Raw genomic sequence first — 26,029 nt, forward strand, 5'->3', positions numbered from 1 at the left:
TGGAGGCCGGGCGGTAGCCGGCCGATCTGCAGCGCAGGTCGCCGGTCTCCACCACGCCGCAAGCCAGAAGGGCTCTGGAACGGGGCTGCAGGCGGAGGGCGCAACTGGACTGCGTGGGACCACACTTGAAAGTAATAGAAGCGTGGGCATAGCGTGATCAATACGTGAAGATCATTCGATTTCGAGACCGACCCCGGATATCGAGATCGTGAATCGCCCATGGCGGCAAGCCCAGCCCTCTTCCCCCAGCGGACTCATGCTCAGCACGGCGAGGTCTCGGAGCAGAGGGTGGGAGCCCCACTGCTCCGGCACGGTTGCGCCCGGTTCGCCGCCCCGCAGCCACCGACCCGGCACGGGTGCCACACGCCGCGCGACGGCAACCAGCTCTGCCACACCGAGGCCGTTGCGGCCGCCGCCAGGGACCGGGACATTCCCCTCGGGGTCGAGCGTCGTCACCCCATCTGCCTGTGCGTACAAACAGAGCACCCGTCCGGTGTCAGCACCCAGACGTGTCGTCAGCAGTTCCTCACTGACCCCCGCCTCCCGCACCGACAGCTTGCTCAGATCACCCTTCACATCCACCGGGGCACAGATGCTGGTCCACTTCGCCAAATGCCGCTCCGCCGCCTCCCCCGCCACCCGCTCCTCATCAAGGCGCGCCAGCTCCTGAAGGGCGGCCTCGTCGAGCCGGTCGACGAAGTCCTCCTCGTACACCTCGTCCACAAGCCGCTGTACGTCACCGGGAACCGCAACACCGTCCCGCGCGCAACCCCCCAGGATCTCAGACGTCCGAACGAGCAGCCCGGCATCGTAGACAGATCCCCATGCACGGGGGACCGACCCGTCGGGCCCGGCAAGCGGATCAAGCACGACGAGCTCCGGCTCATCCTCAGCCACCGCCCAGCCGGGACGCCCGAGAGGACCCCGACGGTGGCGCCGTCCGCGCCCAGCGCGCTGCAACAGCTGGGCCAGTGGGGCGAGGTCGCTCACCACCAGGTCGAAGTCGAAGTCCAGAGACTGCTCCACCACCTGCGTCGCCACCAGCACCGAGCCCGGACGCACGGAGACCTCTCCCTCCCCCGGCTTTCCGTACGTGGCCTCGGCCTGAGCCGTTATGGCAGCCCGCACATCCGCGGGGTACCGGGAGTGCAGCAACCGCACTCCACCAGACCGAGACGCGAGTCCGGGGAACGCTGCACACACATCGCGGTAGGTCTGCTGCGCCTCGGCAACCGTCGTACAGCACACCAGCGCCGTACCACCCTGCGCAGCGACTGGCGCCAGCACCTCCCGCAGCGCTGCACGCCGGCCGCCGGCCCGCACCGGCCCTCCAGCGGGATCGGAGGTGTCCCACACCACCGGCCGACGCGACAGCCTCAACGTCCGGGCCCGGTCGCTGGCGATACTCCGGGCGGCCGGTACTTCCCCCGAGACGCCGCTCGCGAACAGCCAACCCGGGTACCGCGGCGCCACCTGCGACGGTTCACGGAAACCGGCACCACGCCGGTACGCATCGACCAGCGAGCCGGCCGAACGGCCCGTCAGCGTCGCCGACAACAGCACCACCGGGGCACCCATCGCCCCCAGCCACTCCAGCAACCGCAGCAGGAGCTGATGCATCCACGGCCCGTACGCGTGTGCCTCATCGACCACGAATACCTTGTCCGACAGCCCGAACAGCCGCAGCGCGTTGTACCGCAACGGCAGCACCGCGCTCAATGCCTGGTCGATCGTGCCCACGCCCAGCGGAGCCAGCAGCCCACGCTTCGGGCCTCGCAGCCACCCGTCCGCCTCAACCGCCGTGTCTCTGCCTGCGCTTATCGGTCCCGCATCCTGACCAGACGGGGTATCGAGTGCCGCTGTACTGTCACGGATGCCCGGGGAAGTCAGCCACGCCATCGAGTGCAGCAGCATCAACGCCCGCTCCCCCGACAGCGCACGGGAGGCAAACGCCTCTACCCGGGGCAGCATCGCGTCCGCGGTGCCCATCGTCGGCAGGGCGAAGTACACACCACGGGCCCCGGCAGCCCGCCCCAGCAACGAAGCCGCGAACAGCGCTGCCTCCGTCTTGCCGTCGCCCGTCGGAGCCGTCACCAGCACCAGACCCGCCCCGCGCCCAGCGACCATCGCGGGGAGATGCTCCGCCAGATCCCGCTGCAGGCTGTTGGGAACGAAGGGGAACATGTCGCCGAACTCCCCGGCGGAGAACCGGGTCCGCCCCAGTCGCGCCGCCCTCACCCACTCCGCAGCCGCACGCACCGCACCCTGCCAGTGGGCATCAGTCTGCGCCGGGGTCCCCAACCATCCCGCGCCAGGCATACGCGGCTCAATCACGGATGTCTGACTCGCGAGCCAGTCCGCCACCACCACAAGGCCGGACACAACAACCGCCAGCCCCGCCGGTAAGCCGCCCCGAGGAACTGCGGACGCGCCCATGATTCGACGCAGTTCCTCGAAGTGCATCCGCCGCTGACGCGCCCAGCCCTGCTCACCCAGCCCAGGGTTGTAGGCGCTCGCCCTCGCTGATTCCTTCGCCTTCAACACGCCGCCAAAAAGGCCGTGATGCCCGCCCAGCAACTGCGCGACCTGATGACTCACCGACCTGTGCAGAAGGCGCTCGCCGCCGGGATAGCCCGCCCCCTCAAAGAGTTCGTTCAGAGCCCAGTGGGATGCGATCTCGTGACGGAAAGCCCGCTCCTCCTCAGCACCCGGCGCACTGATGTAGGCGGGGTCATCGCTAACCGGCTTGTAGCAAGTGGGAACCTGGGCCTGGAACGGTGGGGTGATCTTGCCGATGTCGTGCAAGGCGGCCCAGAACGACACCACCGTGCGCGCCTTCACCTCGCTCAGCCCGAGCGCATCCGCGATGGCAGTTCTGGTCTCATCGCTCAGAACGACATCCCATAACTCCTGGAACACCGCCCCCGTGTCCAGGAGATGACACATCACCGGGTACGGCCGCGACAGCCCGCTCTCCTTCCCCCACATCCGAACGTCTAGACCGCAGTGCCCCGAGGCCCCTACCTCGTCGCGCTTCATCATGTGCCCAGAGATAGCAGTCCCCACTGACATCCACCCCAAATGGCCCAATCCGGCACCGGCACGAGGGCCTGGTCGTACACTCTCTGCGCGACCGGAACGAATCGAGAAGCATGCATACCGAAACTTGGCAAAGGGACTGCAAAGCCGTCCAATAAGGCCAGTTCACGAAGGGTGCTCTCCGCGCGAGCGGAGGTGAGCCGACGGCCGAGACGGACTGAGTCGGTCCCGGAATGTGCTCTCCGCGCGAGCGGAGGTGAGCCGGCGCCGCGGGTGGTATCTGTGGCCGCTTCCTTGTGCTCTCCGCGCGAGCGGAGGTGAGCCGGCGCTTCGATTTCCTCCAGCTCGTGCGGTCGTGTGCTCTCCGCGCGAGCGGAGGTGAGCCGCACCTTCTCTCTGGCCGCTCTTCCGGGCGGGCGTGCTCTCCGCGCGAGCGGAGGTGAGCCGGAGCCGTCCGGCTCCGGCGATCAGGGCCTGGTGTGCTCTCCGCGCGAGCGGAGGTGAGCCGTCCATGTCCGGACAACGCGCGACCAAGGCAGGGTGCTCTCCGCGCGAGCGGAGGTGAGCCGCTCGCGGTGCGCTGCGTCGACCCCGAAACCGGGTGCTCTCCGCGCGAGCGGAGGTGAGCCGGGCGGCAAGGAGGCTGGGCCAGGTCTCACGCAGTGCTCTCCGCGCGAGCGGAGGTGAGCCGCGATACACCCCCGAGCAGGTTTACGAGTTCGGGTGCTCTCCGCGCGAGCGGAGGTGAGCCGCCGAGGAGCGCGCCGCCGTGGACAGGAGGGCAGTGCTCTCCGCGCGAGCGGAGGTGAGCCGTCGTGCGCGTAGTCCTCAACGAACACGCCGTTGTGCTCTCCGCGCGAGCGGAGGTGAGCCGGCGAGCCGGAACCCGCTCGGCGGTGCCCGCCGGTGCTCTCCGCGCGAGCGGAGGTGAGCCGACATCGATGCCCCACCGCAGACCCCACGACTCGTGCTCTCCGCGCGAGCGGAGGTGAGCCGGAACAGGCCAGGCTGTTGTTCGGCCCCGTGAAGTGCTCTCCGCGCGAGCGGAGGTGAGCCGCCCTACGACATCGCCGCACTCACCGCCTCGTGGTGCTCTCCGCGCGAGCGGAGGTGAGCCGGCGACGATGACGACAGCGACGACTGACCGACAGTGCTCTCCGCGCGAGCGGAGGTGAGCCGGGTCGATTTCCCCTTCTGGCCCGAGCCGTACAGTGCTCTCCGCGCGAGCGGAGGTGAGCCGTCGTCCCGCCACCCGGGCCGCGCCATCGTCATGTGCTCTCCGCGCGAGCGGAGGTGAGCCGCCCGGCTGCAACATGAAACAGCTCGACCCGCTGTGCTCTCCGCGCGAGCGGAGGTGAGCCGGCCGATAGGACAGCGCCATCGATGTCGAGAGTGTGCTCTCCGCGCGAGCGGAGGTGAGCCGGCAGACGACAGCACCCTCCGCGCGACAACCCGGTGCTCTCCGCGCGAGCGGAGGTGAGCCGATCTCCGGGGCCAGGCCCTCGCAGGCCGTGGCGTGCTCTCCGCGCGAGCGGAGGTGAGCCGTCCCCGATGCCGTGCCAGCTGAGCTGGTCGCCGTGCTCTCCGCGCGAGCGGAGGTGAGCCGCACGGCGACGCACTCCCGTCCGTGCGCGAGCTGTGCTCTCCGCGCGAGCGGAGGTGAGCCGGTGTTCGCCGCCCACCACCCCGGGGTGCCGAAGTGCTCTCCGCGCGAGCGGAGGTGAGCCGATCCGTAACGTCCAGATAGTCACACGATCACCGTGCTCTCCGCGCGAGCGGAGGTGAGCCGCGGGGCGGGATGCGGCATTGCCCGCAGTGCCGGTGCTCTCCGCGCGAGCGGAGGTGAGCCGGCCGCCTTGTCCTTCTTGGCCTGGGCCTCGGAGTGCTCTCCGCGCGAGCGGAGGTCGCGGCCGTCGGGCGAGCAGCCCGCCGTGCTCTCCGCGAGAGCGGAGGTGCGCCGCCGGTGGTCTTGCCCGCGTCCAAAGCGACGCCCATCCGCAACGCCGACGCAGGTCTTCCGTACCCGGATCCCCTTCGTAAGTCCCGGATGCGAACGATCAAGCGGCTGGGACTCCCCGCATACACACCGCACGACCTTCGGCACAGGTAGACGACCGTGACCTTGACCAGCGGGGTCTCCATTCCCGAGGTGTCCCGTTGGCTCGGACCTCGCTCGTCATGGTCACGGTCGACCAGTACGGCCACCTCACGCGGGACGGCCATGAACGCTGCCGTCAGGTGGTTGAGGTGGCCGTGGGGCTAGTTGAGGTGGCCGTGGGGCCCTACACGCTCACAACAAGCCGAGCGACCGCAGAGCACGGTGCTGAGTCGGTGTCGGGTCAGACGGCCAGTAGATGTAGCAGACACCACCCGTACCGCTTCTGACCTGCCCGTTCGCGTCATAGCGCTTGGTGCGGAGCCAGATCGTCTCCCACTCGTGCCGCTGGTAGACGCGGCGTACCGCCTCGTCGTCCGGGGACGCGGGGTCGTTGGCGATCACGTCGCCGTCCGCGGTGAAGCCGATCACCGTCATCAGGTGGCCGGAGGTGCCGTAGCCCGCGCCTGTCAGCTCCTCCTTCAGGAACGACTGCGACGTTATGGCCGGAATCCCCGCCCGGATCAGGGTCTCCAGGTCCTTCAGCGAGCCCAGCCGGGTCACCACGGCGGTCATGTCCTCGTACGTGGCGGCGTAGGCGGCGTTGAACGGCCAGTTGCCGCAGCCCTCGTACTGGTAGTCGTAGGTGAACCGCGCGGCGTGGCAGACCTGCGGGTCCGCCAGCCCGGGCTTGACCCAGGCGAGGTCCGCCGCGCTGGGGTGGCGGCCCCAGTATTCGATGATCATCTGCGAGGAGGTGGGGCTGCACCACGCCTCGCCGCCGTTGTCGTACTCGGGGTACTGCCCCGCGTGCACGTTCTGCGAGTAGCGCGGCACCGACAGCTCCCGGACCAGGCCGGGGACGGAGGCGGGCACGGTGAAGCGGTCGGGGACGTCAGAGGCCATCGCGCCCAGACGCCACACCGTGGGGGTGAGCCGGGTGCCCGGGGTGCGGTACAGGGTCAGCCGCAGCCGGTAGGACGCGAGCCGCAGACCGCTCGCCGCGTCGTCCACCGAGAAGGTGTCGGTCCAGATGGAGCTCTTGCCGTCGCTCTGGCCGTCGACGGACGTACGGCGGATGTCGCCGTCGCCGGCGGCCCAGCGCCCCATGACGTACCAGGGGGTGTCCGTGCCGTCGGAGTAGGTGCCCCGGAGCTCGATCTGGATCCAGGTGCCGGCGGGGGTGTGCGCGTTCCAGGAGGCGATCGCCTCGGTGGCGGGGACGGAGGAGCGGTGGACGGGTGAGGTCCAGGTCGCGTACTCCCAGGCCGCCGTCGCACCCGTGTGCGGGTCGGTGTAGTCGGTACGTCCCAGCGGGTGGCCGATCACCAGGCCCGCCCGGCGGCCCGCGACGGCACGGGTCCCGGCACCGGAGCCGCAGCGCCAGTCGGTGTACGTACTCCAGGAGTGGTTGTCCACGGAAGCTGCCGCCGTCGAGGGTGCGTGGTGCGGGGCGGAGGAGCGGACGGCGGCGGCCGCGGAAGCGGTGGACGACACCGCTCCGGCTCCGGCCGCTGCCGCGATGGCGGCGGCGAGCACGGTTCGGCGTGAGGTCGGACTGGGCATGGGCGAGACCCCCGGTCGTAAGCGGAATGGGGCTTCAGGTGCACGACAGTGCGCCAACTATTGCGGCTCCTCCCCCGGTTCGGCCAGTGATTCGCCTCGCGCCGCCGGACCAATATTGGTCTCGACCACTGGCGTGACCTGCGACGGCTCCATACCGGCTCGCAGACCGGACGGACTCGTAGGCTGGACGGATGAACGACCTCTCGCAGCACGCCGCGCGGCTGCGCACCCTGCCACCGTCCTGCGGGCCGGTCCGGCTGATCGCCGTGGACGGCCACGCGGGATCGGGCAAGAGCACCTTCGCCGCCCTGCTCGCGGCGGCGCTCGACGGCGCGCCCGTACTCCACCTGGACGACCTGGCCAGCCACGAGGAGATGTTCGACTGGACGGCCAGGCTCCGGAGCCAGGTCCTCGGTCCGCTGTCGCACGGGGAGCCCGCGCGCTACGAGCCGTACGACTGGACGGCCCGGCGCTTCGGCCCGCCGCGCACCCTGGAACCGGCCCCGGTGGTCCTGATCGAAGGGGTCGGCGCCGGGCGGCGGGCGCTGCGCCCCTTCCTCGCACACCTGTTGTGGATGGATCTGCCCGCCGCCGAGTCCTGGGAACGGGGCCGGCGGCGGGACGGTCCGGCCCTCACGGCGTTCTGGGACGACTGGACCGTCGCCGAATCGGCTCATTTCTCGGCCGATCCCTCCCGCCCCTCGGCCGAAACGTTGGTGCGTCAGTTGCCTGTGGGGTACCAGTGGTTGAAGGGACCCGGCCCGACAGCAAAAGCGAGTCGCTCCATCACCCAAAGTGATTAATTGGTACCGCCATACCGAGCAGTCGGAAATCGGTCCGGAAGTGCCCCGGCTCTGCTTGACCCGGGGCGGTACAGGTCTTACGTTCTCAATGTGCGGCTTTTCGGAGCCCCCGCAGACGCGAAGCCCCCGGTTGTTCCCCCGTGACCGGGGGCTTCGTTCTGTGCCCGGCGCCCGTTCCCGGCCACCTTCCACCCCATCGCGCTCACCCTGGGTCACGGCCCCTCTTCACCCTGCGGCGCCCTTAGTCGGACACTCCCTGCGCAGGTACGATGCCTCTCAGTGCGGTCAATTCCCGTTCGCGGCACAGCGGTTCGGCACGCCTCGGCGGGCAGCCGTGCGGCGGGACATCCTGGGGGCACGGTTTGTGGGGGACCAGATGGACATCGGCACGCAGGGCGCACAGGCCCCGGCCGACCTCGCCTGGCTGCGCGGCGTGGACGCCTACACGATGGGCGCCTACCCGCAGGCAGAAGAGGAATTCAGAGCTGCGGTACAACTCGATCCCGGCATGGCGGACGCCTGGCTGGGCCTCCACGCGCTGCGGGTCGATACCACATCGGCGCTGCTGCACATGTACGGCCATCGCGACCGCTTCGGGGAGCAGCGCGGCCGCCACCGCCGCACGCTGAACTCCTGGTACTGGCTGGGCTGGTGGGTTCAGCCGGTGCTGGAGAGCCCGCGCGATCTGCTGCTGGCACACGCCTCGCACTGGCTGGACGGGCGCCATGTGCCGGAGCTCGACCGGGCGTTGGCCGGACTGCCGCCGGTGGACGCCGACGCACAGGTCCGCTTCCTGCACGCCTGCCGGTCCTATCTGGTCAAGGACTGGGAGCAGCTCGTACGCCATACGGAGCAGCTGATCGAGGACCCGCTGCTGGGCATCGAGGCGGGGCTGTTCGGCGGTATGGCGCGGGTGCGGCTGGAGATGTACGGACAGGCCGAGCCGCTGCTCTCCACCGCGCTGATGCGCTGCCGCAGTGAGCAGCCGCAGCGCAAGGAGCTGCGCTACTGGCTGGCCCGCGCGCACGAGGGGACCGGCCGCAGCGCCGCCGCGCTGCCGCTGTACCGGGCGGTGCACCGGATCGATCCGGCGTTCATGGACACCTCGGCGCGGCTGGCGGCGATCGCGGACTACGACGGGCTCGACGGCTCCGACGAGTTCCCCGGGCTGGCCGCGGTGTCCCTGACCGGCCTGGGCGGCGACACCGCCTTCGTGGAGGCCCAGCCCGACGTCGACTCGGTCCTGGGCACCGATCTGGTGGACGGCCGGGACCCGCGCCCCGGCGGCGCCGACCCGCCGGACCTGCCGGGGGTGGGGGTGTCTCCTCCGCCCGGCGGGGCGCGGGAGAAGACCGCGGTACCGGGCCAGTCGGCGCCGTCGCTGTTCCCGGCCGGCCCGAGCGATCCGGTGCTGCTGGCCGAGGCCTTGGCGGAGCTGGAGCGGATGGTCGGACTGGAACCGGTGAAACGGCAGGTCAAGGCCTTGTCCGCGCAGTTGAACATGGCGCGGCTGCGAGCCGGCCAGGGGCTCCCCGTGCAGCCGCCGAAACGGCACTTCGTCTTCTCCGGACCGTCCGGCACCGGCAAGACCACGGTGGCCCGCATCCTCGGCCGGGTGTTCTACGCGCTGGGCCTGCTCGGCGGGGACCATCTGGTCGAGGCCCAGCGGGCGGACCTGGTCGGCGAGTTCCTGGGCCAGACGGCGGTCAAGGCCAATGAGCTGATCGACTCCGCACTGGGCGGGGTGCTGTTCGTCGACGAGGCGTACAGCCTCTCCAACACGGGCTACAGCAAGGGCGACGCGTACGGGGACGAGGCCCTTCAGGTCCTCCTCAAGCGCGCGGAGGACAACCGGGACCACCTCGTCGTCATCCTGGCGGGATACCCGGAGGGCATGGACCGGCTGCTCGCCACCAACCCCGGGCTGTCCTCGCGTTTCACCACCCGGGTGGACTTCCCCAGCTACCGCCCGCTGGAGCTCACCTCGATCGGTGAGGTCCTGGCCACGGAGAACGGGGACGCGTGGGACGAGGAGTCGCTGGACGAGCTGCGGGCCATCAGCGGCCATGTCGTCGACCAGGGCTGGCTCGACGAGCTGGGCAACGGGCGGTTCCTGCGCACGCTGTACGAGAAGAGCTGCGCCTACCGCGATCTGCGGCTCTCCGGGTATGCGACGGTGCCGACGCGGGACGATCTGGCGACGCTGCGGCTGCCGGATCTGATGCAGGCGTACGGCGAGGTGCTGTCGGGGCGCCGGCCCCCGGAGCGGCCGGCGGGGTGAGCCCCGGCCGCCGGGCGGGTACGGTGACCCGCCCGGCGGCCGAGGCCGCGCGGGTCAGCCGACCAGGGCCGTGAGCTCGTCCGAGCCGGTCTGCCTCTCCCCGGTGCGGCGCGGCTCCGAGACCCGGTGGGCCGGGTCCCGCACCTCACCGACCAGCATCTCCAGGACGTCCTCCATGGCGACCAGCCCGAGTACCCGGCCGGACGCGTCCGCGACCTGGGCCAGGTGCGTCGCGGCGCGGCGCATCACGGTCAGGGCGTCGTCCAGCGGTAGTTCGGCCCGGACCGTGGCCATCGGGCGCCACACGTGCTGCGGGACCGCCCGCTCGCCGTCCTCCAGGTCGAGGACGTCCTTCACGTGCAGGTAGCCCATGAACGGGCCGCCGCCCTCCGCGCAGACGGGGAACCGCGAATAGCCGGTCCGCACCGTCAGCGCCTCGATCCGGTGCGGGGTGACGGACGGGTCGACCGTCACCAGGTTCGCCCGGCTCAGCAGCACATCGGTGACGGGCCTGCTGCCCAGCTCCAGCGCGTCCTCCAGCCGTTCCTGCGCGTCCGGCTCCAGGAGTCCGGCCTGACCGGAGTCCTCGACCAGCCGGTTGAGCTGCTCGCTGGTGAAGACGGCCTCCACCTCGTCCTTCGGTTCGACACCGAAGAGCCGGAGCACCAGCCGGGCGCAGGCGCCCAGCGCGGAGGTGACCGGTCGGCAGAGGCGGGCGAAGCCGACCAGGCCGGGGCTGAGCCACAGCGAGGTCTTCTCCGGGGCCGCCATCGCCAGGTTCTTCGGGACCATCTCACCGATGACGAGGTGGAGGAAGACGACGAAGACCAGCGCCAGCACATAGCCGAGCGGATGGATCAGGCCCTCCGGCAGGTGGATCGCGTGGAAGACCGGCTCCAGCAGCTGGGCGACGGTCGGTTCCGCGACGGCGCCGAGGGTCAGCGAGCAGATGGTGATGCCGAACTGGGCGGCCGCCATCATCTGCGGCAGGTTCTCCAGGCCGTACAGCACCTGCCGGGCCCGGCTGGACCCGGTTGCGGCGAGCGGTTCGATCTGGCTGCGGCGTACCGAGACGAGCGCGAACTCGGCACCGACGAAGAAGCCGTTCGCGAGGACCAGGAGTCCGGCGAAGAGCAGTTGGACCAGGCTCATCGCGCGGCCTCCAGGACGCCGCGGGCCGCCGGTTCGGAGGTGACCTGGCCGGTGGCCCCGGCCAGCCGCACGAAGCGGACCTTCTCGGCCCGGTAGTGGCCGACCTGGCGGACCGAGATCCGCCAGCCAGGCAGTTCGGCCCGGTCCCCGGGGGCGGGGATCCGGCCCAGCAGGTCGGCGACGAGACCGGCCACGGTCTCGTACGGGCCGTCGGGTACGTCGAGCCCTATCCGGCGCAGGGTGAGGACTCGGCAGCTGCCCTCGGCGTCCCAGGCGGGCCTGCCGTCCTCGGGCGCGGCGGGGGCCAGCTCGGGGCGGTCGGCGCCTTCGGCGTCGTGCTCGTCCCTGACCTCCCCGACGAGTTCCTCGATGATGTCCTCAAGGGTGACGACACCGGCAGTGCCGCCGTACTCGTCGACCACGACGGCGATCGGCTGCTCCTTGCGGAGCCGCTGGAGGAGCTGCTCGACGGGCAGCGTCTCCGGGACCAGCAGCGGGGGCACCGCGATCCGGCCGGCCGTGGTGCGCAGCCGGTCCTGGGAGGGAACGGCGAGCGCGTCCTTGAGGTGGATCATGCCGACGACCTCGTCGATGCGCTCCCGGTAGACGGGGAAGCGGGAGAGGCCGGTGGCCCGGGTGAGGTTGAGGACGTCGGCCGCGGTGGCGGACGTCTGGAGGGCGCTGACCTTCACCCGCGGGGTCATGACGTGCTGGGCGGTGAGGCCGGCGAGCGACAGGGTCCGTACGAAGAGATCCGCGGTGTCCTGTTCGAGGGTGCCGGCCTCCGCGGAGTGCCTGGCCAGCGAGACCAGCTCGCCCGGGGTCCGGGCGGAGGCCAGTTCGTCGGCCGGCTCCACGCCCAGCAGCCGCACCAGCCGGTTGGCGACGGTGTTCAGCAGCCCGATCACGGGCCGGAAGACCATGGTGAACCGGTGCTGGGGTCCGGCGACGAACCGGGCGACCTGGAGCGGCTTGGAGACCGCCCAGTTCTTCGGTACGAGTTCACCGATCACCATCTGGACGGCGGCCGCGAGGAGCATGCCGATCACCACGCTGATGCCGGGGACGGCACCGTCGGGGAGACCGGTCAGGGTGAGTGGACTCTCCAGCAGCTGGGCGAGGGCCGGCTCGGCGAGCATGCCGACCACCAGTGAGGTGATGGTGATGCCGAGCTGGGTGCCGGAGAGCTGGAAGGAGAGTTCGCGCAGGGCGTCGACGACGGTACGGGCCCGCCGGTCGCCCTCGGTGGCGGCGCGCTCGGCGTCCGCCCGTTCCACGGTGACGAGCCCGAATTCGGCTGCCACGAAGAATCCGTTGGCGAGGATGAGAAGGAATGCCGCACTGAGAAGCAGCAGGGGGGTGGTCATGCCGCCGCCTCCACGGAAGGGGCGGCGCAGGTACTACCGGAAGATCCGTCCATTGCTGGAGGGAGTCACTCCTTGGGTCGCAGGAAAGCCCCGCGGGTCTCGGGGACCTCTGGTGGGGGCGGGGCGCCACAGGGCGCCGCCGCCCCCCAGAGTAATCAACAAGAGGCCCTGCGGGGCAGGGGGCTCAGCCGTTGTCCGTACCCGTGCCGTGGTTCTCGGCGAGGACGCGGAGCGCGCGGGCGTCGCGAATGGCCTGCTCCTTGGCGATTCCGGGCTGGATGCCGAGGGCGGGCATGCTGGTCCCGTCGCTGAGGTCGAGGAAGACCCAGGGGTCACCCGCGCGCAGGTTGACGCGCACGATCTCGGCCCAGGACAGCCGCCGGGTACGGGTGAGATTGACCACGGTCACCCCGCTGTCGTCCGCGACGACCTTGGGCCGGCTGAGCAGCGCCAGCACGCCGAGGAAGACCAGCGCGGTGAAGACGAAACTGGCCCGCTCCCCGTTGCTGAGCTGCTCCAGGGTGAAGGCGACGACGGTGATGACGGCGAACATCATCACGCCGACGCTCAGCAGGACCACACGGGTGCGGGTCGGCCGGAAGGTGACCGGAAGGGCGGGTGCGGGGACTGACATGGTCTTCTTCCGTGTCCCGCCGTCAGAGCCGGCAGGCGTGGATGGCCGTGGTGAGGATGGCGCGGGCGCCGAGGTCGTACAGGTCGTCCATGATCCGCTGCGCCTCCTTGGCGGCGACCATGGAGCGGACGGCGACCCAGCCCTCGTGGTGCAGCGGGGAGATGGTGGGCGACTCCAGGCCCGGGGTGAGGGCTACCGCGCGCTCCAGGTGCTCGACGCGGCAGTCGTAGTCCATCATCACGTAGCTGCGGGCGACCAGGACGCCCTGGAGCCGGCGCAGGAACTGGTGCACCTTGGGCTCGTCGTCCGGGGCGCCGACGCGGCGGATGACGACCGCCTCCGACTTCATGATCGGTTCGCCGATGACTTCGAGGCCGGCGTTGCGCAGGCTGGTGCCGGTCTCGACGACGTCGGCGATGATCTGCGCGACACCGAGCTCGATCGCGGTCTCGACGGCGCCGTCCAGGTGGACGACGGAGGCGTTGACCCCGACGTCGGCCAGGTGCTTGGCGACGATGCCCTCGTAGGAGGTGGCGATCGTCAGCCCGTCGAAGTCCTGCGGGCCCGCGGCCGTGCCGGGCTTGGTGGCGTAGCGGAAGGTCGAGCGGGCGAAGCCGAGCTGGAGGATCTCCTCCGACTCGGCGCCGCTGTCCAGCAGCAGGTCGCGGCCGGTGATGCCGATGTCGAGGCGGCCGGAGCTGACGTAGATCGCGATGTCGCGGGGCCGCAGGTAGAAGAACTCCACCTGGTTCTCGGGGTCGACCAGGACGAGCTCCTTGGACTCCTTGCGCTGCTGGTAGCCGGCCTCATGGAGCATCGCCATCGCAGGCCCTGAGAGTGAACCCTTGTTGGGGACGGCGATGCGCAGCATGAGGTCGGGTTTCCTTTGCGAAAGGGGTCTGGGAGCGTCGGGCGGGTGCGGAGGTCGTGCTCAGAGATGGGCGTAGACGTCGTCGAGCGAGATTCCGCGCGCGACCATCATCACCTGGACGTGGTAGAGCAGCTGCGAGATCTCCTCGGCTGCCGCGTCCTTGCTCTCGTGCTCGGCGGCCATCCAGACTTCGGCGGCCTCCTCCACGACCTTCTTGCCGATGGCATGCACGCCCTTGTCCACCAGTTCGGCGGTACGGGAGGTGGAGGGGTCGCCGTCGGCGGCCTTGATCTGCAGCTCGGCGAAGAGCTCTTCGAAGGTTTTGTTCGCCATGATGTCCTTAGAATACGGGGTCCCGGACAGGCACTCAGCGCCAGGGTTCGCTGACCGAGCGCAGTGTGGTCGCGGTGGCGACGGCGGCGGTGACCGCTTCGTACCCCTTGTCCTCGTTGGACCCCTCGATGCCCGCCCGGTCGAGTGCCTGCTCCTCGGTGTCACAGGTGAGGACGCCGAAGCCGACCGGTACACCGGTGTCGACCGCGACCTGGGTGAGGCCGTTGGTGACGCCGTGGGACACGTATTCGAAGTGCGGGGTGCCGCCCCGGATGATCACGCCGAGCGCGACGATCGCGTCGTACCCGCGCCCGGCGAGCACCTTGGCGACCACCGGGAGCTCGAAGCTGCCGGGGACCCTCAGCAGGGTCGGCTCGTCGATGCCCAGCTCGTGCAGGGCGCGCAGCGCGCCGTCGACGAGTCCGTCCATGACCTTCTCGTGCCACTGCGCGGCGATGACCGCCACCCGCAGGTCACCGCAGTTGCGTACGGACAGTTCGGGTGCGCCCTTGCCGCTCATGTCTCTCCTACCGCTCGTTTCCTTGAAGACTGCTGGAAGTGCTGGTGTTCCGGCTACTGATTGCCGCAGGTCGACACCGTGGCGGCGTCGAGCCAGGGCAGGTCGTGGCCCATCCGGTCCCGCTTGGTGCGCAGGTAGCGCAGGTTGTGCTCGCCGGCCTGGACGGGCATCGGTTCCCGTCCGGTGACGGCCAGGCCGTGCCGCAGGATCGCGGCGGTCTTGTCGGGGTTGTTCGTCATCAGGCGCAGGCTGCGGACTCCGAGGTCCTTGAGGATCTGGGCGCCGGCCGCGTAGTCGCGGGCGTCGGCGGGCAGTCCGAGCTCCAGGTTGGCGTCGAGGGTGTCGACGCCGCGCTCCTGGAGCTCGTACGCGCGCAGCTTGGAGACCAGGCCGATGCCGCGTCCCTCGTGGCCGCGCAGGTAGACGACGACGCCGCGTCCCTCGTCCGTGATGCGCCGCATCGAGGCGTGCAGCTGGGGGCCGCAGTCGCAGCGCTCGGACTGGAAGATGTCGCCGGTCAGGCACTCGGAGTGGACCCGGACCAGGACGTCGTCACCGTCCCCGATGTCGCCGTGGACCAGGGCGACGTGCTCGACCCCGTCCACGGTCGAGCGGTAGCCGTAGGCGGTGAACGCGCCGAAGTCCGTCGGCAGCCTGACCTCCGCCTCGCGGCGGACGGTCGGCTCCGAGGTCCGCCGGTAGGCGATCAGGTCCTCGATGGAGATGATCGTGAGCCCGTGCTTGCGGGCGAACGGGACCAGCTGGGGAAGGCGCAGCATGACGCCGTCCTCGCCCGCGATCTCGACGATCGCCCCGGCGGGCCGCAGTCCGGCGAGCCGGGCGAGGTCGACGGCCGCCTCGGTGTGCCCGTTGCGCACGAGCACCCCGCCGGTCCGGGCCCGGAGCGGGAAGACGTGGCCGGGCCGCACGAAGTCACCGGGGCCCGCGAGGCCGCCGGCGAGCAGCCGGAGCGTGGCGGCCCGGTCGGCGGCGGAGATGCCGGTGGTGACGCCGTGCGCGGCCGAGGCGTCGACGGAGACGGTGAAGGCCGTCTTCATCGACTCGGTGTTGTGATCGACCATCTGCGGGAGTTCGAGCCGTTCCAGCTCGGCGTTCTCCATGGGCGCGCAGATCAGTCCGCGGCACTCGCTCATCATGAAGGCGACGATCTCGGGGGTGGCCTTCTCGGCCGCGATGACGAGGTCGCCCTCGTTCTCCCGGTCCTCGTCGTCCACGACCACGACGGGCCGGCCCGCCGCGATGTCGCGGACGGCCTGCTCGACGGGGTCCAGGGTGAGGTCCTCCGCGGGGGCGTGGTGTTCCCGGTGCAACCAGGTGGGCTGGGCAGTCATGCCGTGGCTCCTTCCAGAGCGGGTGTCCGCGTACGCAGCCACCAGTCGCGCATGCCCCACAGGACGAGGGCCCCGTAGACGACGTAGATGAGACCGGAGAAGGCGAGACCGCTGTGGAAGTTGAGCGGTACGCCGACCAGGTCGACGAGCAGCCAGGCGAACCAGAACTCGACCATGCCGCGGGCCTGGGCGAGCATCGCCACCAGCGTGCCGGCGAATATGTACGCGTCCGCCCACGGGCTCCAGGAGAGCGAGGGGAACGCGGTGAACAGGCCGCCGACCGCGAGGGTGCCGACCGCCGCCCCGCCGAGCAGGTAGCCGCGCTCGCGCCAGGTGGCGAACCGTACGGCGATGGAGCCGTCCTGGGCCCGCTGCCTGCCCCTGGTCCACTGCTGCCAGCCCCAGACGGCCACCGCGATGACGATGACCTGCTTGCCGACGCTGCCCGCCTGGTGCACCGAGACGTTGGCGGCGACCAGGACCACGCCGGACAGCAGCTGCGCGGGCCAGGTCCAGATCGAGCGCAGCCAGCCCAGGGTGAGGGCGATCAGACCGATCGTGTTGCCGATCATGTCGGACCAGATGATGTGCTGTCCGAAGACGCTGAACGCCTCCGAGTTCAGCCAGTGCAGGGCGCTCACTTCACCGGCTCCTCTGGCTCCTGCGCGCGGTGGCCGAGCAGCCGCTCGACGTACTTCGCGATGACGTCCACTTCGAGGTTGACCGGGTCGCCGGGCTCCTTGTGGCCGAGCGTGGTCAGGGCGAGGGTGGTGGGGATGAGGCTGATGGTGAAGTAGTCGGGTCCGGCGTCCACGACGGTCAGGCTCACGCCGTCGACGGTGATCGAGCCCTTCTCCACCACGTACCGGGTGAGTCCGGCGGGGAGGGAGACCTTCACGATCTCCCAGTTCTCTGAGGCCTTGCGCTCGACGATGCGGCCCGTGCCGTCCACGTGGCCCTGCACGATGTGCCCGCCGAGCCTCCCGCCGACCGCCATGGGCCGCTCCAGGTTGACCCGGGAGCCGGCCCGCAGTGCGCCCAGGCTGGACCGGTTCAGCGTCTCGGCCATCACATCCGCGGTGAAGTCCTGCTCGCCGAGATCCACGACCGTCAGACACACACCGTTGACGGCGATCGAGTCACCGTGCTTGGCGCCCTCGGTGACCACGGGACCACGCAGACGGAATCGGGAGGCGTCGCCGAGGTTCTCGACGGCGGTGACCTCACCCAGTTCTTCGACAATTCCGGTGAACACTCAGTTTCCCTTCGGAGCAGGGCCGGGGGCGGCGGTGATGCGCAGATCGGGGCCGATACGCACGGTCTCGGTCATCTGGAGGCGCAACGCCTTGGAGATGGTGGGGATTCCGGCGTCGGCCAGGGCCGCGGGGCCCGCGCCGAGGAGCACGGGGGCGAGGTAGCCGACGATCCGGTCGACGGCTCCCGCCGCGACGAAGGCACCGGCCAGGGTCGGTCCGCCTTCGAGGAGTACGGAGCGGATGCCGCGACCGTGGAGGGCGGCGAGCAGCGCGGAGAGGTCCAGTCCGGGGCCGGGCGTGGCGCGCGGCAGCCTCAGGACGGCCTCTTCCGGGAGGTGGTGGACGTCCGCGTCGTCGGCCACGGCGATCAGGGTGGGGGCGCTCGCGTCGAGGACCCGGGCTCCGGGCCGGACGGCGGTGGCGGCGGTGTCCACGACGACCCGCAGCGGCTGGACCGCGCCGTCGATGCCTCTGACCCCGAGCTGGGGGTCGTCGGTGCGGGCGGTTCCGGAGCCGACCAGGACTGCGTCCGCCTCGGCGCGCAGCCGGTGGACGTCGGCGCGGGACTCCGCGGAGGTGATCCAGCGGCTGGTGGCGTCGGCGGCCGCGATCCGGCCGTCCAGGGTGGCCGCGTACTTCCAGGTGACATGGGGGCGGCCCAGCCGCACGGAGGTCAGCCAGGCGGCGTTGCCCTGCTCCGCCTCCTCGGCGAGGAGTCCCTGCTCGGCCTTGACCCCGGCGGCACGCAGGGTGGCGGCACCGCCGGTGGCCTGCGGGTCCGGGTCCCCGACCGCGTACACGACGCGGGCGATCCCGGCCTCGACGAGCTGCTGGGCGCAGGGGCCGGTGCGTCCGGTGTGGTTACAGGGTTCGAGGGTGACGTAGGCGGTGCCGCCGCGGGCCTTCTCGCCGGCCGCGCGCAGGGCGTGGATCTCGGCGTGCGGCCCTCCGGCGCGCTGGTGAAAGCCTTCGCCGGCCGGCCGGCCCGTCGCGTCGAGAACGACGCATCCGACGACCGGATTGGGGCTGGTGGAGCCGAGACCGCGGGCTGCGAGCGCGATGGCTCGGCGCATTGCGGTGGTGTCGGCTGCGGTGTCCACCGGGTCCTCCTGCCTCTTCGGGCACGGACTCCGGGGCCTGTCGATGACGACAGATGAAGCGGGACGTGGAACGGGGACGCCGAATGCCCGAAAAACGGATGGATCGGTTGCCCGAAAACCATCCGCCGACGGCGGCGTACCCGCGAAACGGCCCGCCGCGCACTGCCTCCCATCCGGACTTTAACCGTCGGTCCAGGAATCCCACCTGGTCAACCGGCCGCTGGATGCGGACGGGTCGCGGACTATAACCGCCGGTTCGGAATTGCACCGACCCCGGAGTGCGCTGCTGCTGGTACAGAATCAGTGTGCCACGACTGGTCGTGGGCCATGCGGGTGAACGCTGTGGAGTGGCTCACAGACAGCCCGTGACGTTGGCCGATTCCTTGGTGCGGGGTTCCGTCCTCAATCGCCGGACGGGCTTGCTTGTGCGGGTGCTCCGCGTTGCGCGGGGGGTGCGCCTGCCCGGTGGGTGGGGGTTCGGGGTCCCTCCGGGGCGTCTCCTCGGACGACGAACGTGCGGCGGGTCCGCAATGAGCACCCGGGTATCTGTTCGTCGTCCTGCGGGGACGCCCCTGCACGCCCCCGAACCCGCCCGCCGTGCGTCTGCGACAGTCGTCGGGCCGGTGTGCAGGCGCGCACGAGGTTGGGGTGGGGACGTGCAGGGGGGTCCCCGCAGGGAATGGCGTACGACCCGGGTCCCTCGCGGTCCGGGGTGAACACGCCATTTCCGAGGAGACACCCCGGAGGGGCACCACCCCCCACCCACCGGGGCAGGCGCACCCCCGCAAACAAGACGCACCCGCACAATCAAGCCCGTCCGGCGATTGAGGACGGAACCCCCCACCCCGGCGACCCCGCACCGAACAGCGCGTCCTGTGCCGCCTCCCGCGCCGCAAGCAGCGCGCCGCGCAGGACCGCCGCCCCGCCGAGCAGGCCGGCTCTGACCTCGGTGCGCAGGGGGGACATCAGGGCGAGCCGTTCCTCGACCCGTGCGGCCAGCGCGTCGCCGCCCGCGAGACCGACCTCGCCCGACAGCAGCACGCACCCCGGGTCCAGGACGGAGACGACGGCGGCCGCGCCGAGCGTCAGCCGGTCGGCGAGCGCGTCGAGGAACGCCTCGGCGTCGCCCTCCCCCGCGAGGGCCGCGCGGACGGCGGCCGCCGCGCCCGGCTCCCCGCCGTCGGCCGGGACGGCGATGCCGTGGGCGGCGGCCAGTTCGCACAGGGCCACCGAGCCCGCCAGGGAGTGGAAGCCGCCGTCGCAGCTGACGGCAGAGGGGGTGCCGGCGGTGCCGGGCACCGGCAGGAAACCGAGTTCGCCGGCGCCCCCCGAGGCACCGCGGCGCACCTTCCCGTCGAGCATGACGGCCGCCCCGACACCGTGGCCGAGCCACAGCAGGACGAACGTGTCGTGGTCGCGGGCGGCTCCGGCGCGGTGTTCGGCCACGGCGGCGAGGTTGGTCTCGTTCTCGACGAGCACCGTCGCGGGCAGCCGCTGCTGGAGCGCGCGCACCAGATTGCGGTGCCAGGCCGGCAGTCCCGTGGTGCTGCGGAGCTCCCCCGTGACCGGGTCGATCAGGCCGGGGGCGCCGATGCCGACGCTGTGCAGCGGCGCGGTGCCGGCCCGGCGCGCTGTGCGTTCCAGGAGGGCCACGGCCTGCTCGACGGCGTCGTCGGTGGCGGTCTCGCTGCCGATCGGCAGGGTGGCCTCGGCCAGGGTCGCGCCCAGGAGGTCGGCGACGACCACCGCGAGGCTGTCGGTGCGGACGTCGAGGGCGGCGAGATGGGCGCGGTCCGCGACGATCCCGTAGAGCCGGGCGTTGGGGCCCCGGCGCTCGGCCCCGGCCTCTCCGACCACCCGGATCAGACCCGCTCCCTGCAGCCGTTCGACCAGATCGGCCACGGTGGGCCGGGAGAGTCCCGTCAGAGTTTTCAACTGTGTGGCCGTCAGCGGGCCGTCCTGCTGGAGGAGCCGCAGGGCGAGCCGGTCATTGATGGCCCTGGCGGTGCTCGGTGATGCGGGCATGCCGGGATCCTTCCAGACCGTCGCCGCGGTCGATGCCGGAACGGCCTATTTATCAGGCAGGGTTCCTGATAGTTTACTGCCCGCATCGTGGAGAAGGGCGCCGGGGAGCGTCAGAACCACGGCATCGGAGAATTCCCAGGGGAGGGAACGGCGGCATGACGATGGATTCCACGGCAGCGGTCTTCAGCACGGATCAGGTGAGGCGCGCCAGGTACGCCATCGCCGCGGTCTTCGCGGTGCACGGAGCGGTGACCGGCAGCTTCGCCACCCGGGTGCCGTGGATCCAGGACCACGCCGGGCTCAGTGCCGGACAGCTCGGCATAGCCCTGGCCTTCCCGGCGATCGGCGCCTCGCTCGCGATGCCGCTGGCCGGTGCGATCAGCCACCGCTTCGGTGCCCGGACCGCGCTGCGCGGGCTGCTGGTGCTGTGGACCCTGGCGCTGATCCTGCCCTCCTTGGCCCCCAACCTGCTGACGTTGTGCGCGGCCTTCATGGTGTACGGGGCGTCGGCGGGAATGTCGGACGTGGCGATGAACGCGCTCGGCGTCGAGGTGGAGAACCGCCTCAACAAGTCGATCATGTCCGGGCTGCACGGTATGTGGAGCATGGGCGCCCTGATCGGTTCGGCGGCCGGCACGGTGGCCGCCCATCTGGGGGCCGACGCGCGACTGCACCACGCCATCGCCGCGCTCGCGCTCACCACGCTCGGCCTGATCGCCTGCCGGCAGGTGCTGGATCTGCACAGCGAGCCGGACACGAAGGCTCCGCCGCGCTTCACCCTGCCGCCCAGATCGGCTGTGATCATCGGCGCGGTGGGCTTCTGCGCGGTGTTCGCGGAGGGCGCCAGCCTGGACTGGTCGGCGGTCTACCTCCGGGATGTCCTGGACAGTTCCGCAGGTCTGGCGGCCGCGTCCACGACCGCGTTCGCGCTGACGATGGCGGTGGCCCGGATCGCCGGTGACCGGGTCGTCGACCGCTTCGGCGCGGTGCGGACCGTACGGACCGGCGGCGGACTCGCCACGGTCGGCGGGGTGCTGGTGGTCACCGCACCCAACATGGTCCTGGCGCTGTGCGGCTTCGGCCTGATGGGCCTCGGCATCGCCGTGGTCGTGCCGCTCGCCTTCGCGGCGGCCGGGCGCAGCGGGTCGAACCCGAGCAGGGCGATCGCGGGTGTCGCGACGATCACGTACACCTCGGGGCTGATCGCCCCGTCGGCCATCGGCTCGCTGGCCGAGGCGACCTCGCTGGTCGTCTCCTTCGGTCTGGTCTCGGTGCTGGCCTTCGGGCTGGTGCTCGGAGCCGGTGTGCTGCGGGCGGGCGATCGCAAGGTGCCCTCCGCCGATGCCGGGGTACCGGCGCCGGCCGAGCCGCGCCCCTGAGCCGTCCGGGTCACCGGGCGCGGCGGGCGGTGGCTCTGTGCCCCTCGGCACCGATCCCGGCGGGGAGCGGTTGACGAACCGGCATTAGCATGGCGCTGATCTTTTCCGCGGTCCGCGCCGTGCCCCGTGAGGCACCGGCCCGCCGCACCTACACACAGGGAGCAACCATGGGCGGCCTCGGCGTGCGCTGGACCTTGCACGGCGACGGGAAGACGCCCGCACCGGGAGCGGTCGTCCGCCCGGACGAGCGGCTCTCCTGGCCGCGGACGTTCGGGCTGGGCGCCCAGCACGTGGTCGCGATGTTCGGCGCGTCGTTCGTCGCCCCGGTGCTCATGGGTCTCGACCCGAACCTGGCGATCATGATGTCGGGTGTCGCGACGGCCATCTTCCTGCTGGCCACGCGCGGACAGGTGCCCAGCTATCTGGGCTGTTCGCTCTCGTTCGTCGGGGTTGCCGCGACCATCCGGGCCGGCGGCGGCAGCAGTGCCGTGGTCACCGGGGCGGTCTTCGTGGTGGGGGTGGTGCTCTTCCTCGCCGGCCTCGCGGTGCAGCGGTTCGGCGCGCGGATCATCCACGCGGCGATGCCGCCGGTGGTGACGGGTGCGGTCGTGATGCTGATCGGCTTCAACCTGGCCCCGGTCACCGCGTCCACCTACTGGCCGCAGGACCAGTGGACGGCCCTGCTGGTGATGCTGTTCACCGGACTGGCCGTGGTCTGCCTGCGCGGCTTCCTGTCCAGGATCGCGATCTTCCTCGGGCTGGTCTTCGGCTACGTGCTGTCCTGGGTCCTGGACCGGGTGTTCGGGAAGATCCACTCCCCCGCGGGCGGCGCGGAGGCCGTGGACCACTGGCGACTGGACCTGTCGGGGGTGGGGAAGGCCGACTGGGTCGGGCTGCCGTCGTTCCACGCCCCGAGCTTCGAATGGTCCGCGATCCTGGTCGCGCTGCCCGTCGTCATCGCGCTCATCGCGGAGAACGCCGGCCATGTGAAGGCGGTCGGCGAGATGACGGGCCGGTCCCTGGACGGCAAGCTCGGCACCGCGATCGCCGCGGACGGCGCCGCCTCGATGCTGTCGACCGCGGTCGGCGGTCCGCCGAACACGACGTACTCCGAGAACATCGGCGTGATGGCCGCGACCCGGGTGTACTCCACCGCGGCCTACTGGGCGGCCGCCTGCTTCGCCCTGCTGTTCGGCCTGTGCCCCAAGTTCGGCGCGGTGGTGGCGGCCATTCCGGGCGGGGTCCTCGGGGGCATCACGGTGATCCTCTACGGCATGATCGGTCTCCTCGGTGCCCAGATCTGGCTGAACGCCAAGGTCGATCTGCGCAATCCGCTGAACCTGGTGCCGGCCGCGGCGGGCATCATCATCGGCGTCGGCGGGGTCAGCCTGAAGGTGTCAGACAACTTCGAGCTGAGCGGGATCGCGCTCGGCACCATCGTCGTGATCACCGGCTACCACGTGCTGCGGGCCTTCGCCCCGGCCCACCTCAAGACCCAGGAGCCGCTGCTCGACTCCGGGACGTCCGACTACGACGGGAAGCCGCCGGCCGACGGGGCCTGACCTTCAGGCAGCCCCGGCCGGCACACGGTCCGGGGCCGCCGACGAGCAGCACGGTCAGAAGCAGTCGCCGTACCAGTGGACCGCGCCGGGCGCCGTGACCGTGGCGCACACCGACTCGGCCGGGGCGTGCAGCGGCCGTGCCATCCCCACGTGCTCCGTGACCTGCCCGGCGTCCGCCAGCAGGACCGGCAGCGCGGCCCGCACCCCGGGAGTGACGGGAATCCGGACCCGGCCCCTGGTCAGCCCCGCCGCACGGGCCCGGGAGCCCACGGCGGCGAACAGCGCCCCCAGAGACGTCTCCGCACCCGCGAACTCGCGCACCTCCACGCAGTCCCCCGCGTGCTGCGCCACGATCCAGCCGGTGAGCGCACCGGAAACCGGGTCCCGCGCCACGAGCGACTGTTCGAACGCGCCGTACCAGGCGGGCACACGCACCGCCCAGTCCTCCGGGGCCCGCAGCGAGCTGAGCGGCCGCCTCACGTTGTACGCGTGGTGCAGCGCTGCCACCTCCCCGGTGTCCTGAGCCCTGGCCGCGCGGACCGGGACGGCCTCCTGGGCGGACGAGGCAGCGAGCGTCCCCTCGGTGTAGCTGCTCGCGAACTCCTGCCACCCCGAGCCCCGGTAGACGCCGGGCGTCCCGGTGAACAGCAGGGACCAGGCACACTGTTCGGCGGTCATGGTGCGCTCCGCCGCGACCAGCAGCCGTCGTACCAGTCCCTGCCCCCTGGCTTCGGGCCGGGTCGCCACGCTGCCGATGCCGCCGACCCGGCGCGGGGCGCCGTCCGCGTCCCGGATCAGCCTCGGTACGTAGACGACGACCGCGTCGATCCCCTCCCCCGCGTCGTTCTGCGCGACGAAGGTGTGCCGGTGGCGGTCCGGGTCGAGCGCGTGGAGGGCGGCGAGGTGCGGGGCCTCGAAGCATCGCTTCCACAGGGCGGCCAGGGCCGGGTCGTCGGCCGGGGTGGCGGTGCGGACGGTGGCGCTCACAGGATCAGGTTCCCGTCCGTGCGCACCCGTTCGCCGTTCTCCGGCATCGCGCTGCGCCGGGTGCCGTCCTCCACGCACCCCGTGTGCAGGACCGAGTCCAGGGCCTCCGGGGCGAGGTGGAGGGCGCCGCCGGTGAAGCGGCTGCCGGTCGCCGCGTAGTGGTTCATGCCGTCGGCGATCCGGATGTGCGCGGTGTCCGCCCCGGCAGCGGTGCTGCTGAGACCGGTGAGGTCCCAGGTCGTGCTCCCGGAGCCGGCCGCCCGGCCGAGCAGCGTGCCCGCCTTGTTGCCGCCGGTGATCCTGGCGCCGCCGCTGACCGTGATCCGCTGGTCGCGCACGCCGCTGAGCTCGATGCCGGTGTTGTGGAACGTACCGCCGTCCAGCCGCAGATCGGCCGAGCCCACCGAGAGGGGGGCCGCGTCGTCGGCGCCGGTGACGGTGCAGTCGGTGAGGTGGACGGGGCCCGCGCCGCGCAGGACGAGGCCGTCGACGCCCTTGAAGGTGCAGCGCACGAAGTGGACGGGTGCGGTCACGGGGGTCTGGACGAGAACGGCTCCGGCGGGCGGTTCGAAGGAGCAGTCGCTGATGGTGGTCGGCCGGGTGGAGCGGGCCGAGCGCTGGGCGACGGCGAAGGTCTTCGCGGTGCAGCCGCGCAGCTGGGCCCCGTCGGCGTTCACCGTGAGGGTGCCGGCCTGGTCGAAGGTGGGACGGGCGATCACCGTGACGTCGTCCAGGGTCAGGTCGGTGATCTTGGTGTTGGCGGTGAACCAGGAGCAGACGTGCCTGCGTACGGTGATCCGCTTGGCGGAGATGCCCCACTGGGCGCCGGAGTTGGCGATGTCCATGAGTCCGGAGTTGCCGTCGAACAGGAGATCGTGCTCGTACTGGCCGTGCGTGGTGAAGGGGTTGCCGCCGGCGTCGTCGCCGTCGCCGTGGCAGTTGACGACGGTGCAGTAGGCGGAGGCGGTGAGGTCGTTGAGGTGGCGCACGTTGCTGGTGGTGCAGTCGGCCACCCGTCCGTACAGGCAGTAGATCTGCTGGGTGAGGTAGCCCGCGCCGCCGTACTCGACGGTGGGCGGGTTCTTCAGCGAGCAGCTCTCGGTACGGAAGCGGGTGCACCAGCGGCGCATGACGACCGGCCAGAAGGTGCCGGTGGCGTGGATCCCGGAGACGTCGCAGCCGACGGCGTACTCGAAGCTGACGGGGTGGGAGCCGGTGTACTCGTCGGTTCCCGCGCCCTCGAAGACCATGTCGCGGATGTGGGTGTTGCGGACCGGCTCGATCCGGGTCCAGGTGAGGGAGCGGCCGGCGGCGAGTTCCCAGCCGTTGAGGTAGCCGATCCGGATGTGGCCCGCGTCGATGATCTCGGTGATCTCGACCAGTTTCTGGAGCTCGCGCTCGTCACCGCCGCCGCCCTCGACCGGGTCCACCTGCACCGACCACCACTGGCCCACCGCGAACGCCTTGGCGTCCGGGACCGGGAAGGTGTCGGTGAGCTCGATGACCTTGCCGGACAGTGTGTGTTTGATGGTGGTGTCGGTGATGGTGCCGCGGAAGGAGAGGACGGCGCCGAAGGGGTTGTCGTGGGTGTTCTTCTCGATGCCTGTGGTGTGGATGTGGTGGCCGCCGAAGTCGAGTTCGATGTTCGAGCGGTCGAAGAGGTGGCGTTTGGTGAAGAGGAGGTCGGTGTGGGCTTCGACGCGGTGG

Annotated in this window: 19 protein-coding genes, 1 CRISPR repeat array and 1 riboswitch; of the genes, 4 read left to right on the forward strand and 15 right to left on the reverse strand. The window is 71.1% G+C overall.

Annotated elements, in window-relative coordinates; translation table 11 throughout:
- Nucleotides 1–171: 171 nt before the first annotated feature.
- Both cas3 and ACIP89_RS35650 read right to left on the reverse strand, forming a co-directional pair.
- The gene (gene cas3, locus ACIP89_RS35645) at nucleotides 172–3,042 is read right to left on the reverse strand and encodes a CRISPR-associated helicase Cas3' (RefSeq protein WP_402118592.1); all 2,871 of its coding nucleotides are present in this window, start codon (nucleotides 3,040–3,042) and stop codon (nucleotides 172–174) included.
- A gap of 171 nt (nucleotides 3,043–3,213) precedes the next feature.
- Nucleotides 3,214–4,999: a CRISPR direct-repeat array (repeat unit 29 nt; unit sequence GTGCTCTCCGCGCGAGCGGAGGTGAGCCG).
- A gap of 330 nt (nucleotides 5,000–5,329) precedes the next feature.
- Entirely contained in the window at nucleotides 5,330–6,700 is a 1,371-nt protein-coding gene (locus ACIP89_RS35650) for a peptidase C39 family protein (RefSeq protein WP_402118594.1), read from the reverse strand.
- A gap of 191 nt (nucleotides 6,701–6,891) precedes the next feature.
- Between ACIP89_RS35650 and ACIP89_RS35655 the strand changes: the two genes are divergently transcribed.
- Nucleotides 6,892–7,503: a uridine kinase gene (locus tag ACIP89_RS35655; protein ID WP_402118596.1), complete on the forward strand. Its 612-nt coding sequence runs from the start codon at nucleotides 6,892–6,894 to the stop codon at nucleotides 7,501–7,503.
- A 376-nt stretch (nucleotides 7,504–7,879) separates the two neighbouring features.
- Complete coding sequence (locus tag ACIP89_RS35660; RefSeq protein WP_401934212.1) at nucleotides 7,880–9,784, forward strand: AAA family ATPase; 1,905 nt, start codon at nucleotides 7,880–7,882, stop codon at nucleotides 9,782–9,784.
- A 54-nt stretch (nucleotides 9,785–9,838) separates the two neighbouring features.
- Here ACIP89_RS35660 and ACIP89_RS35665 read toward each other — a convergent pair whose 3' ends face one another.
- The 11 genes from ACIP89_RS35665 to ACIP89_RS35715 form a co-directional block, all read right to left on the reverse strand.
- A complete protein-coding gene (locus ACIP89_RS35665) occupies nucleotides 9,839–10,936 on the reverse strand; it encodes a hemolysin family protein (protein ID WP_401933681.1) in 1,098 nt (365 codons plus the stop codon).
- Nucleotides 10,933–12,303 carry a hemolysin family protein gene (locus ACIP89_RS35670; protein ID WP_401933678.1) on the reverse strand — a complete coding sequence of 457 codons (1,371 nt, stop codon included), beginning with the start codon at nucleotides 12,301–12,303 and terminating at the stop codon, nucleotides 10,933–10,935. Before ACIP89_RS35670 ends, ACIP89_RS35665 begins: the two co-directional genes overlap by 4 nt.
- 184 nt (nucleotides 12,304–12,487) lie before the next feature.
- Nucleotides 12,488–12,937: a PH domain-containing protein gene (locus ACIP89_RS35675; protein ID WP_401933675.1), complete on the reverse strand. Its 450-nt coding sequence runs from the start codon at nucleotides 12,935–12,937 to the stop codon at nucleotides 12,488–12,490.
- A 22-nt stretch (nucleotides 12,938–12,959) separates the two neighbouring features.
- On the reverse strand, nucleotides 12,960–13,808 hold the full coding sequence (gene hisG, locus ACIP89_RS35680) for an ATP phosphoribosyltransferase (protein ID WP_371774274.1): 849 nt from the start codon (nucleotides 13,806–13,808) through the stop codon (nucleotides 12,960–12,962).
- A gap of 60 nt (nucleotides 13,809–13,868) precedes the next feature.
- Complete coding sequence (locus ACIP89_RS35685) at nucleotides 13,869–14,141, reverse strand: phosphoribosyl-ATP diphosphatase (RefSeq protein WP_401933670.1); 273 nt, start codon at nucleotides 14,139–14,141, stop codon at nucleotides 13,869–13,871.
- 34 nt (nucleotides 14,142–14,175) lie between these two features.
- Nucleotides 14,176–14,661 (reverse strand): 6,7-dimethyl-8-ribityllumazine synthase, encoded by a 486-nt coding sequence (gene ribH, locus ACIP89_RS35690; protein ID WP_401933667.1) that lies wholly within the window; start codon nucleotides 14,659–14,661, stop codon nucleotides 14,176–14,178.
- A 53-nt stretch (nucleotides 14,662–14,714) separates the two neighbouring features.
- The gene (locus ACIP89_RS35695; protein ID WP_402118599.1) at nucleotides 14,715–16,013 is read right to left on the reverse strand and encodes a bifunctional 3,4-dihydroxy-2-butanone-4-phosphate synthase/GTP cyclohydrolase II; all 1,299 of its coding nucleotides are present in this window, start codon (nucleotides 16,011–16,013) and stop codon (nucleotides 14,715–14,717) included.
- Nucleotides 16,010–16,654 carry a nicotinamide riboside transporter PnuC gene (locus tag ACIP89_RS35700; protein WP_389220122.1) on the reverse strand — a complete coding sequence of 215 codons (645 nt, stop codon included), beginning with the start codon at nucleotides 16,652–16,654 and terminating at the stop codon, nucleotides 16,010–16,012. Before ACIP89_RS35700 ends, ACIP89_RS35695 begins: the two co-directional genes overlap by 4 nt.
- Entirely contained in the window at nucleotides 16,651–17,268 is a 618-nt protein-coding gene (locus ACIP89_RS35705) for a riboflavin synthase (protein WP_401933662.1), read from the reverse strand. Before ACIP89_RS35705 ends, ACIP89_RS35700 begins: the two co-directional genes overlap by 4 nt.
- The gene (ribD, locus tag ACIP89_RS35710; RefSeq protein ID WP_402118602.1) at nucleotides 17,269–18,369 is read right to left on the reverse strand and encodes a bifunctional diaminohydroxyphosphoribosylaminopyrimidine deaminase/5-amino-6-(5-phosphoribosylamino)uracil reductase RibD; all 1,101 of its coding nucleotides are present in this window, start codon (nucleotides 18,367–18,369) and stop codon (nucleotides 17,269–17,271) included.
- 155 nt (nucleotides 18,370–18,524) lie between these two features.
- Nucleotides 18,525–18,655, reverse strand: a riboswitch (FMN riboswitch).
- Nucleotides 18,656–19,176: 521 nt separating this feature from the next.
- Complete coding sequence (locus tag ACIP89_RS35715; RefSeq protein WP_402118603.1) at nucleotides 19,177–20,394, reverse strand: ROK family protein; 1,218 nt, start codon at nucleotides 20,392–20,394, stop codon at nucleotides 19,177–19,179.
- A 155-nt stretch (nucleotides 20,395–20,549) separates the two neighbouring features.
- Between ACIP89_RS35715 and ACIP89_RS35720 the strand changes: the two genes are divergently transcribed.
- Both ACIP89_RS35720 and ACIP89_RS35725 read left to right on the forward strand, forming a co-directional pair.
- Nucleotides 20,550–21,773 carry an MFS transporter gene (locus tag ACIP89_RS35720; protein WP_401934223.1) on the forward strand — a complete coding sequence of 408 codons (1,224 nt, stop codon included), beginning with the start codon at nucleotides 20,550–20,552 and terminating at the stop codon, nucleotides 21,771–21,773.
- A 167-nt stretch (nucleotides 21,774–21,940) separates the two neighbouring features.
- Complete coding sequence (locus ACIP89_RS35725; RefSeq protein WP_401933652.1) at nucleotides 21,941–23,335, forward strand: uracil-xanthine permease family protein; 1,395 nt, start codon at nucleotides 21,941–21,943, stop codon at nucleotides 23,333–23,335.
- A 54-nt stretch (nucleotides 23,336–23,389) separates the two neighbouring features.
- Here ACIP89_RS35725 and ACIP89_RS35730 read toward each other — a convergent pair whose 3' ends face one another.
- Entirely contained in the window at nucleotides 23,390–24,322 is a 933-nt protein-coding gene (locus tag ACIP89_RS35730; RefSeq protein WP_402118606.1) for a GNAT family N-acetyltransferase, read from the reverse strand.
- On the reverse strand, nucleotides 24,319–26,029 hold a 1,711-nt coding region (locus ACIP89_RS35735), incomplete at its 5' end, for a peptidase C14 (protein WP_402118609.1). The genes ACIP89_RS35735 and ACIP89_RS35730, both read right to left, overlap by 4 nt.

The sequence above is a fragment of the Streptomyces sp. NPDC088730 genome, from assembly GCF_044751215.1.
Classification (GTDB): domain Bacteria; phylum Actinomycetota; class Actinomycetes; order Streptomycetales; family Streptomycetaceae; genus Streptomyces.

What these genes read in the sequence shown, in the direction of transcription:
- ACIP89_RS35670 (WP_401933678.1), bottom strand. Translation starts at nt 12,303, where the DNA reads ATGACCACCCCCCTGCTGCTTCTCAGTGCGGCATTCCTTCTCATCCTC.
- ACIP89_RS35720 (WP_401934223.1), top strand. Translation starts at nt 20,550, where the DNA reads ATGACGATGGATTCCACGGCAGCGGTCTTCAGCACGGATCAGGTGAGG.
- ribH (WP_401933667.1), bottom strand. Translation starts at nt 14,661, where the DNA reads ATGAGCGGCAAGGGCGCACCCGAACTGTCCGTACGCAACTGCGGTGAC.
- ACIP89_RS35715 (WP_402118603.1), bottom strand. Translation starts at nt 20,394, where the DNA reads ATGCCCGCATCACCGAGCACCGCCAGGGCCATCAATGACCGGCTCGCC.
- ACIP89_RS35695 (WP_402118599.1), bottom strand. Translation starts at nt 16,013, where the DNA reads ATGACTGCCCAGCCCACCTGGTTGCACCGGGAACACCACGCCCCCGCG.
- ACIP89_RS35655 (WP_402118596.1), top strand. Translation starts at nt 6,892, where the DNA reads ATGAACGACCTCTCGCAGCACGCCGCGCGGCTGCGCACCCTGCCACCG.
- ACIP89_RS35665 (WP_401933681.1), bottom strand. Translation starts at nt 10,936, where the DNA reads ATGAGCCTGGTCCAACTGCTCTTCGCCGGACTCCTGGTCCTCGCGAAC.
- ACIP89_RS35660 (WP_401934212.1), top strand. Translation starts at nt 7,880, where the DNA reads ATGGACATCGGCACGCAGGGCGCACAGGCCCCGGCCGACCTCGCCTGG.
- cas3 (WP_402118592.1), bottom strand. Translation starts at nt 3,042, where the DNA reads ATGATGAAGCGCGACGAGGTAGGGGCCTCGGGGCACTGCGGTCTAGAC.
- ACIP89_RS35650 (WP_402118594.1), bottom strand. Translation starts at nt 6,700, where the DNA reads ATGCCCAGTCCGACCTCACGCCGAACCGTGCTCGCCGCCGCCATCGCG.
- ACIP89_RS35685 (WP_401933670.1), bottom strand. Translation starts at nt 14,141, where the DNA reads ATGGCGAACAAAACCTTCGAAGAGCTCTTCGCCGAGCTGCAGATCAAG.
- hisG (WP_371774274.1), bottom strand. Translation starts at nt 13,808, where the DNA reads ATGCTGCGCATCGCCGTCCCCAACAAGGGTTCACTCTCAGGGCCTGCG.
- ACIP89_RS35675 (WP_401933675.1), bottom strand. Translation starts at nt 12,937, where the DNA reads ATGTCAGTCCCCGCACCCGCCCTTCCGGTCACCTTCCGGCCGACCCGC.
- ACIP89_RS35725 (WP_401933652.1), top strand. Translation starts at nt 21,941, where the DNA reads ATGGGCGGCCTCGGCGTGCGCTGGACCTTGCACGGCGACGGGAAGACG.